The sequence below is a fragment of the Persicirhabdus sediminis genome (assembly GCF_016595495.1).
Taxonomy (GTDB): Bacteria; Verrucomicrobiota; Verrucomicrobiia; order Verrucomicrobiales; family Akkermansiaceae; genus Persicirhabdus; species Persicirhabdus sediminis.
Genome location: NZ_JAENIM010000039.1, coordinates 45,248 through 59,513, shown reverse-complemented (window position 1 = coordinate 59,513; position 14,266 = coordinate 45,248). Strand labels below are relative to the sequence as shown.

The 14,266-nt window shown below is 48.3% G+C and carries 16 protein-coding genes; 8 read left to right on the top strand and 8 right to left on the bottom strand.

What is annotated here, in order from left to right; genetic code table 11:
- Positions 1–24 precede the first annotated feature (24 nt).
- A complete protein-coding gene (locus tag JIN82_RS07805; RefSeq protein WP_200311072.1) occupies positions 25–798 on the top strand; it encodes a TIGR04282 family arsenosugar biosynthesis glycosyltransferase in 774 nt (257 codons plus the stop codon).
- A 13-nt stretch (positions 799–811) separates the two neighbouring features.
- Here the strand turns inward: JIN82_RS07805 and JIN82_RS07800 are convergent, their stop codons facing one another.
- On the bottom strand, positions 812–1,561 hold the full coding sequence (locus tag JIN82_RS07800; RefSeq protein WP_200311071.1) for a biotin--[acetyl-CoA-carboxylase] ligase: 750 nt from the start codon (positions 1,559–1,561) through the stop codon (positions 812–814).
- 256 nt (positions 1,562–1,817) lie between these two features.
- Here JIN82_RS07800 and JIN82_RS07795 point away from each other — a divergent pair, with 256 nt between their 5' ends.
- Positions 1,818–2,888: a PEP-CTERM sorting domain-containing protein gene (locus JIN82_RS07795; protein WP_200311070.1), complete on the top strand. Its 1,071-nt coding sequence runs from the start codon at positions 1,818–1,820 to the stop codon at positions 2,886–2,888.
- 120 nt (positions 2,889–3,008) lie between these two features.
- Positions 3,009–3,548 carry a putative Fe-S cluster assembly protein SufT gene (gene sufT, locus JIN82_RS07790; protein ID WP_200311627.1) on the top strand — a complete coding sequence of 180 codons (540 nt, stop codon included), beginning with the start codon at positions 3,009–3,011 and terminating at the stop codon, positions 3,546–3,548.
- Between the two features lie 62 nt (positions 3,549–3,610).
- On the opposite strand, the gene JIN82_RS07785 is transcribed toward sufT, so the two are convergent.
- From JIN82_RS07785 to JIN82_RS07775, 3 genes are all read right to left on the bottom strand, one after another.
- Positions 3,611–4,537, bottom strand: a complete 927-nt coding sequence (locus JIN82_RS07785) for a TIGR01777 family oxidoreductase (protein WP_200311069.1) — start codon at positions 4,535–4,537, stop codon at positions 3,611–3,613.
- 139 nt (positions 4,538–4,676) lie between these two features.
- Complete coding sequence (locus tag JIN82_RS07780; protein ID WP_200311068.1) at positions 4,677–5,663, bottom strand: malate dehydrogenase; 987 nt, start codon at positions 5,661–5,663, stop codon at positions 4,677–4,679.
- A gap of 253 nt (positions 5,664–5,916) precedes the next feature.
- Positions 5,917–6,600, bottom strand: a complete 684-nt coding sequence (locus tag JIN82_RS07775) for a hypothetical protein (protein ID WP_200311067.1) — start codon at positions 6,598–6,600, stop codon at positions 5,917–5,919.
- 205 nt (positions 6,601–6,805) lie between these two features.
- On the opposite strand from JIN82_RS07775, the gene JIN82_RS07770 reads away from it, so the two are divergent.
- The 4 genes from JIN82_RS07770 to JIN82_RS07755 all read left to right on the top strand — a co-directional run bounded on the left by JIN82_RS07770 (position 6,806) and on the right by JIN82_RS07755 (position 8,855).
- On the top strand, positions 6,806–7,522 hold the full coding sequence (locus JIN82_RS07770) for a hypothetical protein (protein ID WP_200311066.1): 717 nt from the start codon (positions 6,806–6,808) through the stop codon (positions 7,520–7,522).
- Positions 7,523–7,556: 34 nt separating this feature from the next.
- On the top strand, positions 7,557–7,829 hold the full coding sequence (locus JIN82_RS07765; protein ID WP_200311065.1) for a PEP-CTERM sorting domain-containing protein: 273 nt from the start codon (positions 7,557–7,559) through the stop codon (positions 7,827–7,829).
- Positions 7,830–7,872: 43 nt separating this feature from the next.
- Positions 7,873–8,376, top strand: coding sequence for a hypothetical protein (locus JIN82_RS07760; RefSeq protein ID WP_200311064.1), 504 nt, complete (start codon positions 7,873–7,875; stop codon positions 8,374–8,376).
- Between the two features lie 128 nt (positions 8,377–8,504).
- Positions 8,505–8,855, top strand: coding sequence for a hypothetical protein (locus tag JIN82_RS07755; protein WP_200311063.1), 351 nt, complete (start codon positions 8,505–8,507; stop codon positions 8,853–8,855).
- Between the two features lie 57 nt (positions 8,856–8,912).
- Here JIN82_RS07755 and lgt read toward each other — a convergent pair whose 3' ends face one another.
- Both lgt and JIN82_RS07745 read right to left on the bottom strand, forming a co-directional pair.
- Positions 8,913–9,890 carry a prolipoprotein diacylglyceryl transferase gene (lgt, locus tag JIN82_RS07750; RefSeq protein WP_325099483.1) on the bottom strand — a complete coding sequence of 326 codons (978 nt, stop codon included), beginning with the start codon at positions 9,888–9,890 and terminating at the stop codon, positions 8,913–8,915.
- 192 nt (positions 9,891–10,082) lie between these two features.
- Positions 10,083–11,153: a M42 family metallopeptidase gene (locus JIN82_RS07745; protein WP_200311061.1), complete on the bottom strand. Its 1,071-nt coding sequence runs from the start codon at positions 11,151–11,153 to the stop codon at positions 10,083–10,085.
- A 128-nt stretch (positions 11,154–11,281) separates the two neighbouring features.
- On the opposite strand from JIN82_RS07745, the gene JIN82_RS07740 reads away from it, so the two are divergent.
- On the top strand, positions 11,282–12,322 hold the full coding sequence (locus tag JIN82_RS07740; protein WP_200311060.1) for a 3-deoxy-7-phosphoheptulonate synthase: 1,041 nt from the start codon (positions 11,282–11,284) through the stop codon (positions 12,320–12,322).
- A 76-nt stretch (positions 12,323–12,398) separates the two neighbouring features.
- Here JIN82_RS07740 and JIN82_RS07735 read toward each other — a convergent pair whose 3' ends face one another.
- Together JIN82_RS07735 and JIN82_RS07730 are read right to left on the bottom strand one after the other, a co-directional pair.
- The gene (locus tag JIN82_RS07735; protein WP_200311059.1) at positions 12,399–12,962 is read right to left on the bottom strand and encodes a hypothetical protein; all 564 of its coding nucleotides are present in this window, start codon (positions 12,960–12,962) and stop codon (positions 12,399–12,401) included.
- A 141-nt stretch (positions 12,963–13,103) separates the two neighbouring features.
- Entirely contained in the window at positions 13,104–14,261 is a 1,158-nt protein-coding gene (locus JIN82_RS07730; protein ID WP_200311058.1) for a hypothetical protein, read from the bottom strand.
- Between the last annotated feature and the right edge of the window lie 5 nt (positions 14,262–14,266).

Genomic DNA, 14,266 nt, shown 5'->3' with positions numbered 1-14,266 from the left:
ACAAAACATCCGAGCCGCAATCACATGATTGCGGCTTTTGATTTCCCGCTGGATTGTGTTTATAAAGAGATCATGCACTCACGAGTACTCATCGTTTTTCTTCAAGAGCCCATTGCTGGGCAAGTCAAACTACAGCTCGCCAAAAGCTGTGGCGACGAAGAGGCAAACACCATCTATCAATCACTCGTAGCCGTGCAGCTGCGCCAGCTCAAGGGGCTGGAAAATTGCGACATTAGATTTTGTTATGCGCCAGCAGATGCCCACGATAGCATCAAATTCTGGATTCTTCCGCAGCTGGAAAATTTGCAAGTTATAGACGATCACAGCTGGCACTGGCCACAATCATCCAGCCAGCTGAAAATCTCATTTCACCCGCAGGCTGAGTTAGACTTTGATCACGTTGTTAACCATGCGCTCACGGATGCCTTCACTGATGGTTATGATGAAGTGGCGGTGATGACTAGCGACTGCCCGATGTGTGGATCTCGCTGGGTCCAGCTAGCATTCTCCATGCTGCAGAAACACGAACTGAGCATTGGCCCTACTCCAGCTGGTGGCTGTCACCTTGTAGCGACAAAAAAAGCGCCTAACATCTCACCCGCGATCACTTGGGATAGCTGCGAGCAAACTGCGGATGCTGCTAGACTTGCTGGCTACAAACACGCGCTCTTACCCGAGCTAGCTGAAGTTAGTGAGTTCAGCGACTGGGAAATCATTCTTGAATCACCACTAGGTGCCGCCCTGATCAAAGCTCACAAAAACCTCAGCGGACGTGATCACCCGCTGCCACTGCCGTAAGAGATTGATTAGATTAGAGCTCCTCTATTGGACGCACCTGATCAGCCTGGACAAATGATTCAATCTTACCGCCGCAATCTAGCAAGATCTCACCGTCGTCACCAATACCAGCCATCGTCCCACGGTGCTCACTCCCTTGGCTGAGCAGCGAAATACGCTTACCTAGCAATCCGTCGTAGCTACGGATTTCATCCAGCAGTTTGTTTTTATCAAGCCCGGCATCTAGTGAGCAATTGACAATTTGACTGACTAAATGGGCCAGCAATGCTTCACGCGAAATATCGCACCCTTGCGCCCGCAGGTCAGTTGCGGCGAGGTGATCGGGTGAAGCTGAAACATTCAGCCCAACACCTGCGATGACAAAATCATTTTCAGCTTCAACAAGAATGCCGCAGCACTTCAAGCCATTAATCCACAGGTCATTAGGCCACTTGATTTTGCCATCTAGCTGGCATTTTTCAGCCAGAGATTTGGCTACGGCCAGCCCGGTGGACAATGCTAACACCCCCCACTGCGAGCGTGGCTGACGTGGACGCAACACGGTAGAAAATAACAAGTTTGCCGCAAATGGCGAATGCCACTGGCTGCCACGGCGGCCACGGCCAGCAAGCTGGCTCTCAGCTAACACCGTGAATCCTTCGACTGCGCCAGCTCGCGCCAACTCAGCAGCGCGAGTATTGGTAGAGCCAATCTCGGCATGCACTTCCAGCTCAGAGACCACTCCTCCTGACGATTGATATTCGGCCAAATCAAACTGCTGCATGGCTATTTCATGGCATCAATTTGACCTACAGACCAGATCATTTGTTTCCTCAAATGAAGTGACGCATGGCCAGATAGTAACATGAATAAACCTACAGAATGTTAGTAGGATAAATAAAATAATCCCAAACAACCAAACAACTCACCCATAAAATTTATTTTCATAACACCTAAATGCTTGATGTTAACCGTATTACTATATTAATAATAGAACGTTCATCTAAAATAAGTGCTAGTAACAACGAAACAACGAACATATGAAAATAAAAACCATAGGATCCATCATACTTTTCAGCCTGCCGGCGGTACAAGCTGCTGATTTGTTTATCGATATCTCTGCAGGCAACCAAAACTGGGATACCTCTACTAATAACTGGTTCCAAGAAGCAGGTTTAATAAACCCCGATATTTGGGAAAATGGAGATACAGCTAACGTAAGCAATACATCAGGCTCAAATAAAGACCTTCTCTTACAAGAAGACATCACGGCATCGGGGCTTAACCACACTGGTACAGGAGGCCTCCGTATTGAGGATAATGGCGTAGCAAAAACACTAACGGTTAATGGTAGTATTACCGGCACCCAGAACATTATCCTACAAAATGGCGTCACCTTAACAGGAAATATAAACCTCAACAAAACCTCTGGTAACTTAGCATTCAACAATGGATCTAGCACTAACTCAGGCTCTATCTTCAACGTTGGCTCTACCTCACGACTCCAGTACAATGGAACGAGTTCAGCAAATAGTGCTAGCGTTACCCTCGCAGGAGGTTCCTTAGCATTACGTTTCACTAACGGTAGCACAAATACTTTAGCCATAGTGGGAGGCGATGGCTCACTCATCAATAACCGCAATTCAAATGGGGATGTAGCCACGGTTGTTATCAATCAACTCCAGCTAGGGACAGACGGCACGATTGGTACCATTTCAGCATCAGGCTCCACGGGGGGTAACTATAACCTAGAATTAGCAAGCGGATTCACTTCTCAATTTGATTTGAATAACAGTGCAGGCGTATTAACCAACGACTTCTTGGATCTCGGTTCAGATCTATTTAACCTCGATGTTGATGGCCATACCATCGCCCTCAACCTAACTGGAGACGCGCTGGAATCAGGTGCTAGCTTCCAGTTGGCAAACAACAATGACGCGATCACAGGCACAGCGACTTTTGACACTTCAAACGCTATGTTAGCCGACGGTTTAAGCTGGGATTTCAGCCAATTTAATGCAACTGGCACCATCTCAGTAATCCCAGAGCCAGGCTCAGCGGCTCTGCTAGGTTTGGCTGGATTTGCCTTTGTGCTGCGCCGTCGCAAATAAGCTCAACGAGCTAAGATTTCATCATCTAGCCAGCTCGAGCATCGAGCTGGCTTTTTTATGGCAACAAAACAATCATGTCATCGCATTGACAAGTGGGTGATCTTCCTCAAGATTGCGCACATGCAGTCCGAGATCATCCTCAATCGCGAAGTACACGCCGTGCAGATCCCAAGTGGTGACGCGTTCATCTTACCAGCAGGCACCGCTGTGATCATCACGCAGAAGCTTGGTGGCTCATTCACCGTGGCGACCCATTCTGGTCTGGCACGCATTTCTTCCCAAGATGCAGACGCCTTAGGCATGGATGAAGAAGGCAACGAAGAAAGCACTAGCGATCTACCAGCTGACGCGTCACTTGAAGATCGTGTTTGGGCTCAGCTCAAGGAAGTTTACGATCCTGAGATTCCCGTGGACATCGTTAACCTCGGATTGGTTTACGACTGTGCCGTGGCTGAAGAAGATGGCCAAACTAACGTGACTGTGAAGATGACACTGACAGCACCAGGCTGCGGCATGGGCCCAGTGATTGCGGCTGATGCACAAGCTCGTATCATGACTATCAAAGGTGTCAACAATGCCAGCGTGGACATTGTTTGGGATCCAGCATGGAACCAAGACATGATCACTGAAGAAGGCAAAATGAAACTCGGCATGGTGTAATCTCACCCGAGTATACTTTTTATAGAAAACTCATCCAGCTGTGCTGGGTGAGTTTTTTTGTGTTACCTCCCCCACTGGGCCATCTGTGAGATTTTTGCGGTGGTAAAATGAAAACCTGATGACTGCAGTTTTTCCGGTAGGCACCAATAGCTATCGAGCACCAAGCTTGGGTCAATGCCTACAATGGGCGCGGCGAGGTGGATCATCCAGCTGAAAGCAGGAGCTCCAAATGGTCTGTTTTCTAGCTGGCGGATCGCAGCCATCATCTCGGCATTGCTGAGTGGATTTGGGCTGGTGAAATTGACCGGGCCAGCCAGCTGGTGTTGATGAAAAAGATGTTCGAGCGCACGACAGTAGTCGCCAATGGCAATCCAGCTGACTCCTTGTTTGCCAGAGCCAACGGGACCGCCAAGCATGAGCCGCGCCAGCTGAGTGAGCTTGGTCCACGCTGAGCCGGGATGATTTCCAAAAACGACTCCGGTGCGCATGGCGATGCGGCGAACTGAGCTGGGAATTTCAGCAGAAAATAGGGCATCTTCCCACTGACGAACGACTTCGGCGAGAAACCCCTCACCGTCAAGCGCGGCGCTCTCATCATTGCCGGGCGCACCATTTTGCGCATAGCCAGAGATACCGCTGGCATTGACCCACAGTTTCGGCGGCATTTCTATCTGGTTGATAGATTCAGCTAGCAGCTGGGTGCTTTGAATTCTTGAGTTGAGGATTTGTTGGCGATTTTCTGCTGTGAACCGGCAATTCACGCTGCGCCCAACTAGATTAACCAACAAATCAGCACCTTCCAGCTGGCTGGTCCACTCGCCTAATGATTGGCCATTCCATAGCTGATAGCTGACACCATCCACTGGCTCGGCTGGGATTTTTCTAACTAGACCGCAGACTTGCCACCCCTGCGCGATGAGATGAGCGGATAGAAATTGACCGATGAATCCATTAGCTCCAGCAATCACAGCACGGTGTGGTTTTTCCATGCTGATAGTTTTTAACCAATCCCAGCTAGATGCAAGCTAGCGGGTGTCATTTGTATAAAAAACATGAAGGGCATCTGGAAATAATCCAGACACCCTCCACTGACGTATGACAATGATTCAGCCCACAGGCTGAATTAAATTATGCAAGCAGGTCAGCAACAGCTGCCTTTTCGTCACGAAGCTCTTGAACAGAAGCGTCGATCTTCTCGCGTGAGAATGCGTCAACTTCAACACCAGGAACTACGTCCCAGCTGCCGTCTTCTTTAACGAAGATTGGCATAGAAGCGATGAGGCCGGCGTCGATGCCGTATGAACCGTCTGAGCATACGCAGATGCTTGTCCAGTCACCAGCAGGTGTTGGAGTAGTGAGTGCGCGTACTGTGTCAACGAGGCCGTTAGCAGCTGAAGCAGCTGAAGAAGCGCCACGAGCTTTGATGATTGCGGCACCACGCTGTTGAACTGTTGAGATGAACTCACCTTCGAGCCACTCTTGGTCTTTGATGAAATCAGTAACTGGCTGACCTTTGATCTTCGCGTTTGTGAAGTCAGGGTACTGAGTTGCTGAGTGGTTGCCCCAGATGCACATGTTGGTGATGTCGCTGTTGTGCACGTTTGCCTTAGCAGCAAGCTGTGACTTAGCGCGGTTCTCGTCGAGGCGAGTCATGGCGAAGAAGCGGTCGTTAGGAACACCAGCAGCGCTGTTCATAGCGATCAGTGCGTTTGTGTTACATGGGTTACCTACAACAACAACACGGATGTCGTCAGCTGCGTTTTCAGCAATCGCTTTGCCTTGGCCAGTGAAGATACCACCGTTGATTTTAAGAAGGTCAGCACGCTCCATACCCGCTTTGCGTGGTACAGAACCAACGAGGAGTGCCCAGTTAGCACCTGAGAAACCTACGTTGAGGTCAGAAGTAGCAACTACTTCGTTGAGAAGTGGGAATGCGCAATCGTCAAGTTCCATGATAACACCTTCAAGTGCGCCCATTGCAGGCTCGATCTCGATGAGGCGAAGGTTAACTGGCTGGTCAGGACCAAACATAGCTCCTGAAGCGATGCGGAAAAGAAGTGCGTAGCCGATTTGTCCGGCTGCACCTGTCACAGATACTGTAATTGGTGTTTTCATAGTGGTTGCAATGAACGGTCTCTAGATAGGCCTCAGAGCGTGTCAGGTCAAATGAGATCACCCCATTCTCAGGATCTGCACAACTTTTCACAAGTGTGTATCAGGCACCATTCGAATGATGTATTTCACCACGCTAAGCTCGCTGATTTCTGAAGGAAATAGAGAATCAAACAATCGCATGATAGCTAGCTAGATCCAGTGCGATTACTTGCTATATTTTGCTCTCTGAAAACGAGCTGAGCAAAGTGACAAGCTAGTCATCCATACTGGCCTCCACCACGTCCTGTTCAGCTAGCGGCCAGCGATGTTCAATGTTCGCCTCCTCTAGGTCTTCATGCATGTGGCTCATGGATAATAAAAAGAGAAGTTCACTGAGCTCGCCTTGCACGGCATGATTGTGCAAATCATCGTCGTACTTTAATCTAAGCTCACGTGTGCGGAATCTATCTTTGACCAAATCAGCCAACTGACTACGGGTAATATAAGAAACCAAGCGTTCACTGTATCTCACTATATAGTTCCCCGCCCCCACTTCTTCTATCTTTGGCTGCTCGGTATGAACCGATGAATGAATTAATAATAAATGGTGTAGCACCTCTGGTGTGAGCGACTCCGCTGGCTGAGTCAAAATAATGGTTCCGTGATCGTAAATACAGAACCCCATGCCCAAGAAGGTTTCTTTAAGAAGTCCCAAATCATCATCGCTCAGTGAATAATCCTCAGGAGTAAGTGCGATAACATTTTCTTCACTAGCTAATGAACCTGCTTCCTCAGCTCCTGAGGAACTCTCACCCTTCTGGGTGACGATGACAAATGACATCGCGATGGCTGATAGTGAGGCCACCAACAATGCGGCAGCCGTAGGAATGCTCCTAGCTAGATCAAACTGATCTATCCAGCTGGGCTCGCTGCGCGGTTTAGCGTTAGGCTCTTTCATTAACCGCTAACATAAATCTTTATCCATTGATAATGAAAGCAAAAAGAAGACATCACCGCATATTTCCCGCTTCTACTGCCATCATTCTGCGACTTCCTCGCAGCATAATTCATTTTCAGAAAATTATTCTCGTATATGATTGACCGTAAAACACTTAAACGTTATTTTAAATAACGTTTCAATACTGATTACCCCTCTAACGATAATGAACAAACTCTCACAAAAAACTCTTGATGCCATCCAGCTGAGAGTTGGCCAAGAAATCTTAAATGAAGATTACGAGCCAATCACCTTGTCGAAAGTATACGAAAAGGGAGTGAGTAGCCACGAGGCATTTGTTGCCGCCTATACCCAGCTGAGGTTAAAAACACTCATCTCAGACTATGAAGTCAGCCTAGAAAGAAAACAATATCAAAGTGCCGCACCAGCCAAGCTAACCAGAATTAAAAAAATCGAATCCTTTGAAGTGCAGCCTAAAAACCTCAAACTGAAAAAGGTCGTGCTCGGCTTGAATAAACTCTTCCATTACCTCTGCATCATACTCTCGGTATTTGGTATTTGCCTAGCCGCCTACCTGAGAACATCAGCCGAATCACCATTTTTCATCCTCCTAGTCGTTAGCCTATTGCTAACAGCACTTCTGGCTCCAGCCATGGTTGCTAAGTTAGTGCCCGCGCCTACGCCTTATGAAAACCCACTGAAACCACTATCCATCATCGCTGGTGGGTTTTCAGTATTGTCATTTGCCATGGCAGCCATGCTCGCCCTAAAGGGCACACATTCCAGTAAAGAACATGTCACCGGTCATGACATTATCCCGATTGCGGCAATTTGGTCAGATGAAGATAATACGCATTCGGCTCAAACAGACATTCTTGCCCATACAAAAACACCCGCTCAGCCTGCCGCCAGTGGCGAATAGGCTCATATTCGTATATTTCTAACCATCTACTCCCATGCATACCTCCATAGACAGTAGAATCGTCCCCGCACTGGTGACAACGCTCTCCCTGATTCTCAGTTCGGCGAACGGCCAGCCTGACAGCACCGCAGCAGCTCAAACCATGGCTGACCCCGCGAAAATAGAGATCGCATTGGACCTGACAAATAAGCCAGCTGAACTCAAAGATAGCAAAAAAGAGGAAGTTCCAGAGCCATCACAAACTTTGCTTAGTGTGGTCGGGCTTGCGATGTTTTTACTCATCCGCCGAAAACATCAACCGTGCTAATGACTGAATGTTTTCAGCTAGATGAGCATGCTCAAATATAACGATGCGACGCGTTGTCCATATAAGCGAACTCGCGCCAAAGGAGATTGGATTTAAGCAACTCATCCCTTGGCTCGCCTTTTTTGCTTCTATCTTTTTGGCCGTCGTGATTCTGCAATCATGGCATTATTTGCAAAAAAACCGTGTCACCGTAGAGCGCCCATTTGTTGAGCATACCGCATCGATGACTATCGAGTCAGCTGAAGAATTTGACATTGAGGCGTCGACTCGAGTTTTCAAATCCTTAGAGGTTCTCTATCCAGTGATCAAACGTCATAAACTGCAAGATCGCTGGAATAACTATAATCTAGTGCACACCTTAGATACCTTGCGTCATCGCATTCGGCTCACCCATAGTGAGGAAGGTGCTACACTATCCCTAACTATGGAAGAGGCTGACCTAGCCGTCGCCGCACTGAGCTCGCTCGCCGACAGCTACCGACGAGTTTCTAATAAATCCAACATGCCCACTGAACCAGCCAATCAACAAAATCTATCGGCTAAATGAATTATTAACACTTATATAAGATAGCCACCCTAGCCGTTATCCAGCCGTCTCTCAGTGAGCTCCCTAATAGAAGCCTCTAGGATCAAAGCGACCCCCATGGTATCATACCCTGCTTAATTCAACGTATCATGAGTGCTAAAAATTATCTCCTTATCCCTATATTTCCCATCGCGCTAGCTGGCTTGGTCTCCAGCTGTAGCTCGAGTTCAAATCCAGTCGCTAAGCTATTACCTTCTCAGGTTCCCATCGTCGAAGTTCGTGCCGACGACCTAGAAGAAATCAAAACAGGCAAACAGCGATATTTGGCGTGGAATAGCCGCCACAAAAGATACAGCCAATACAGCTCGGAATCTGAACTCATCGCTCCCGCTATCTTCACCCCGCTACCACCCGTGCCTGATTCAGGATTTGAGTATTCAGGAGGCCTACTGCCACCGCTTCATAGCGACGAGCTCTCAGCTGCCCCGGATACAGAGTAAAGAATAACGCAGGGATTCAGCCAGCTGGACCACATGACCCAGCTAGCGATGACATTTTCAAGCGTCAGCTGATTGTTTACGCTTCTTGACCACTGCCGTGATGATGAACCCTAAGCCGATCACAATCATAAATAGCGAGTAAAACTGGCCTTTGGTGAACAGCAAAATCATCTCTGAATCTGGCTCGCGGAATTGTTCTACAAAGATCCTGAATGATGCGTAGAGGATGAAGAACAATCCAGTCAGCACACCATTAGCTAGCTTAGGAAACTTCAGGCGAATAAATAACAAGATCGCAAATAAGACCAATCCCTCAAGCAAAGCCTCGTAGAGTTGTGATGGGTGACGAGGATGAAGGTGCTCACCTAATGCTTCACTCAACTCTGGGTTCGAACGTGCCTTTTCAATCACCACTTCGTAGGGCTGATTGTTAAGCTCAGGGTCAATGTCCGTAAGGTGCAACCATGCGTTATCACGAGCATAGCTATTGCCTGTTAATTTATCCGTGTGATCCATGTCCTGCGAAAAAGCAGCTGGAAATTTCATCGCCCAGGCAAAGGTCTTATCGATGCGACCGTATAGCTCGCCATTGATGAAGTTAGCACAGCGGACAAAAAACAATCCCAAGGGAGCGACCACACACAGACCATCGCCCACCCCCGTCCAAGAAACCTTGTGTTTACGGGCGTAGATGAAGGTGAAAATCATCAATCCTAAAATACCACCGTGGCTGGCCATGCCACCTTCCCAAACGCGGAAAATCAGCAATGGGTCAGCTGAAATCTGGCTGAAACCAAACTCTGGGATATGATAGAACAAAATGTAGCCGAGACGGCCACCGAGAAAGACACCAAAAAAGGCAGCGTAAGCAATGAAGTCAGAAACCTTCTCTTCAGGTAATACCCACAAATCTTTGCGCGCCAGCCAGCGCAATAAGAAAAACGCCGCAACAAAACTTAACAAGTACCCCAGCCCGTACCAGCGGAGTTTAAGAGGCCCCCAGATGTCGACCAATACTGGGTCTAAATTATGCACATAAGTGGCTAGAAGAAAATCGATCACGGCGATAGATCACACCAAGAAGCCGCGCGGGTCAATCAGACATTACGCAAAGTTAAGACGATTTTTCAAATACCTATTGCAGACGGCCATACGCCTCGCCAGCCAAACAGCTGGCTGTTATACACAGCTGTTTTGACATGGCTAACTGCACTAGCTAGCAGACTGCTAGAGATAAGTCGTGAGTTGATCCACTGCTCCTTGATTAAGCCCGCGCACCATCGCCTTCGCCAGACGCAGCATATCTTGGTAATCATTGATGTTTATGATGCCATTATGCGAATGAATATAACGAGATGGCACACCAAGTACGATACAAGGAATACCCTGCTCAGCGAGATGGAATGAACCCGCGTCGGTGCCACCTGACGTGCGCACAGTTACCTGATAGGGAATGCCTTCAGCCACTGCGGTAGAAACGGCAAAATCAACTAACTTTGGATTCATCATCGCTGATGGATCGTGCATGCGGATCTGCACACCACCACCAAGTCGCCCCTGGCTATCAGCTGGGTTAAATCCAGGTGTATCGTCCGCTGGTGGACCTTCTAAAACAATGACCACATCTGGTTTGGCCTTTGCCGCTGCCGTTTTCGCACCGCGCAAGCCAAGCTCTTCCTGCACCGTGCCACAAGCAACCAGGCAGTTAGGATGTTCATCTAACTGCGCAGCGACTTCAATCGCGCAAGCCATGCCGACGCGGTTATCAAATGCCTTGGCCATAAATAGATCTGGATTAGCCAGCTGGGTAAACTCACTTTGCGGACAGATAGGATCGCCGAGGCTGATTCCGTAGCGTTCAACTGCTTCCTGCTGGCTGCATGCGCCAATATCAATAAACATCTCAGAGGTGTCCATCACACGGTTGCGCGCCTCTGCTGATAGAAAATGTGGTGGTTTGCTAGAAATCACGCCGAGTACTTTCTGGCCAGCACGGTTTTTCACCACCACACGCTGAGATAACAAAGTATGTGACCACCAGCCGCCGAGAGTAACAAACTGTAAAAATCCATCGCGAGTAATATTTTGCACACGAAATCCCACCTCATCCATGTGACCCGCCACCATCACACGTGGCCCCTCACCATTCTCACAAAATACCGAACCAGAACCATCAGTATATAGCTCGCCACGATCCTGCAGCTCACTGGCAAATATCTGCCTAACTTCATCTTCGTAGCCCGGCACAGAATGCGCTTCACACAGACTTTTTAATAAATTTACTGATGTTTTACTCATGCCCGTACTTATCAACAATGCTAGCCGTTAGCAACTAACTAGCCAGAAACTACATGAAATTTGCCCATATCACTGGATTGTCAGCGTTTTGGTCTTGAAAATTGCGCTTATAAAGCAAGACTGCGCGCATGTCACAAGTCTCAGATTTACATGTCACCAGCAACGAACCACTGCCGACTCCGGCGGCTCTCCTAGAGGAAATTCCTCGCAGCGCTGAGCACGCCAGCTTTATGGCGGAGTCTCGTCAAATCATCCGTGACATCCTCAACGGCAAAGACAAACGCCTTCTCCTCATTGTTGGCCCATGCTCAATTCACGATACCAAAGCTGGTATCGACTACGCCAAGCGCCTCGCAAAAATCGCCGAAGAGGTCAAAGATAAAATTTACGTTGTGATGCGTGTTTACTTTGAAAAACCACGTACCACAGTCGGCTGGAAAGGTCTCATCATGGACCCGCAACTTGACGGCTCAGCTGATATTCCAGAAGGCCTGCGCCAAGCTCGCAAGTTCCTTCTCGAAGTTATCGAAACTGGCCTACCAACAGCCACCGAACTGCTCGACCCAATCACTCCTCAGTACATCTCTGATCTGATTAGCTGGTCAGCCATCGGCGCACGCACTACAGAATCTCAAACTCACCGCCAAATGGCATCTGGCCTATCCATGCCACTTGGTTTTAAAAATACCACCACTGGTGATCTCGACGCCGCAGTGAATGCCATCAAAGCCGCTACTTGCAGCCAGACATTCCTTGGCGTTAGCGATCTAGGTGTGGCATCAGCCGTTACCACTTCTGGCAACCCAGACTGTCACATCATCCTGCGCGGTAGCGATAAGGGACCTAACTACGGCGCTGACGACATCGCAGAAAGCCGTGAAAAACTCGCTAAATCAGGCCTTCCAACACCAATCATGGTAGATGCCTCTCACGCCAACTGCGGCAAGAGCGCTGACAAAATGCCAGCCGTCTATCAGGAAATCGTGCGCCAGCGCGCAGCTGGAGACGAGTCCATCGTCGGTGCGATGCTAGAAAGCTTCATCGAGCACGGCAACCAGGGATTCCCTGCGCCACTTGACGAGCTGGTCTACGGCAAATCTATCACCGATCAATGCATCGACTGGGATACCACTGAGCGACTCATTCGTGAGTCAGCTGCAGCACTCTAATCCAGCCAGCTAGAAATCATAATCTCAAAAAGCATCTTCCGCGAGGAAGGTGCTTTTTTGCGTTTGTTAGCTGTGCTTAATTTCCTGAAAAAGCAAAGTTTTCCACTAGATTGCGGATGATGAAATCCACCTTTCCCTCACTCACCATCACGCCAAATCCATTTTCGTGCAGGTAGCTATCAAGCAAACAGTCGAAGTCAAAAATATACAAATCGCGCTCAGGCGCCACATAGAGTTCACGCAACTTCAGAAATGGCCTAATGCCATGCTGCGCAAATGCCATGCGAATCATTTCGGTACACGGGTTACTTGTCTCGTCTACCATGTGCTTTGGCACCGCCCAATCTTCAAGCCTATCCATCACCGTTTCTGGGCTGATATTTTGATGATATTTTTCCAGCGCCTGGTCGATCAACTCAGAAAGTTCATCTACCCCTTCAGGCATCAAAGCGCGCATTTCAGTCACCAATTCCTCAGTCCACTCGCTCACCACCACTTTCACCTTAAAGGATTTATGTGATAGATCCAAAAAATTACCTACAGGGAATATTTTACAATGTGGCAGTTCGTACTCAAATACACTCGTACCACCATGGTCGAGGTCACATTTGCGGGCTGGTTTTTTGTATGGAAAAAGCATGATGTCAGGTCATTAGCTCCTCTGCATTAATCAATTATTAACACAGAACAACATTAGATCTGACACCTAATTCGTTTTTTTGCAATAAGTTACAGTAAAAAAATCACTGCAATACTTGACAATACTCGACAAAGCTATGCCTTATCGGGCTTGCAGGCGTATTTGAGTTAGCAATTCTTTAGCTTGCTCAGCTGAAATTAATACAACTTCTGAGGATGCCAGCGCTGCAATACGGTGGCCATCTACCTCAAATGGCGACAAATAGACGACTCGCTCGCTATCAAGATAAGCTCCCGCCTCACGCCCGCCGAGGTACAGCCAATCGGCATTGCGCCCTTTTCGTCGCTGACATACCCTGTGGTTTTCATCCAGCATCATATCAGCCAGCCGATCTGGCGCTTCATTGCGCAACTGACTCCACTCTTGATAGGCTGCGAGAGCCGCCTGCAAACCAAGCTCGTTATCAGCAAGCCAATTATCTAATGACACTGATCTAGCAACCACGACATTTTCGTTAGACTGCTCATTAGAGACTTCCATCAAATCCGCTGGAGCGTCCTGCTTGGGAGATTTTTTTGTGCTACTAGCCTTGGATGACTCCACGCGTTTGGCATACGCCTCAATCTGCTCAACAATATAGTCTTCTTTATAAAAAGACACTTTGCCATTAGTAAATCCCACAGCACGTTTGCCATCTGTAGCCACGGGCTCGATCACACACACAACATTACCAAAAAACTTCAGCACTTTCGGATCCCCGCCAAGGTAAATCCAATCCTGCCCGTCAGCATAAACCTTATGCTCGTCAGCTAACTGTAGATCATGCAGGCTAGCTGGTTTTTCTTTAGATGTCTCCACATAAGACTGATAGGCCAGCGCTACCGCGCTAATCACTTCCTTACGGCGGTTCTCTTTTAATTTAGTCAGCTGCCCAGCGTCCTTTTTTAATAAACGATAGGCCAACAACTGCTGCTCTGATTTCAAGTTAGACCCACTAGCGTACTTCACTAAAAACTCAAGTCGCTGGTTGCCAGCGATAAAATCAGACTCGGTAAACACCGCCAACAAGTCTGAATATTCTTTCTCATCAATGCAATTCTCGCCGTCTTCGATCTTGCCCTCAAAGAGCGGTGTGAGCGACAAAATCTTGTCTTTAACTAGCTGAGCGTAGTACTTTTCTCTAGCAGCAGCCGTGCGCCCACCGTCTCGCAGCTCAGGCAAAGCCTTAACAATCTCACGGGCGTATTCTTCGCCAGCGCGATTCATCCTACGCTGGCTCGTCGACAAGCGATCAGCCATCAATG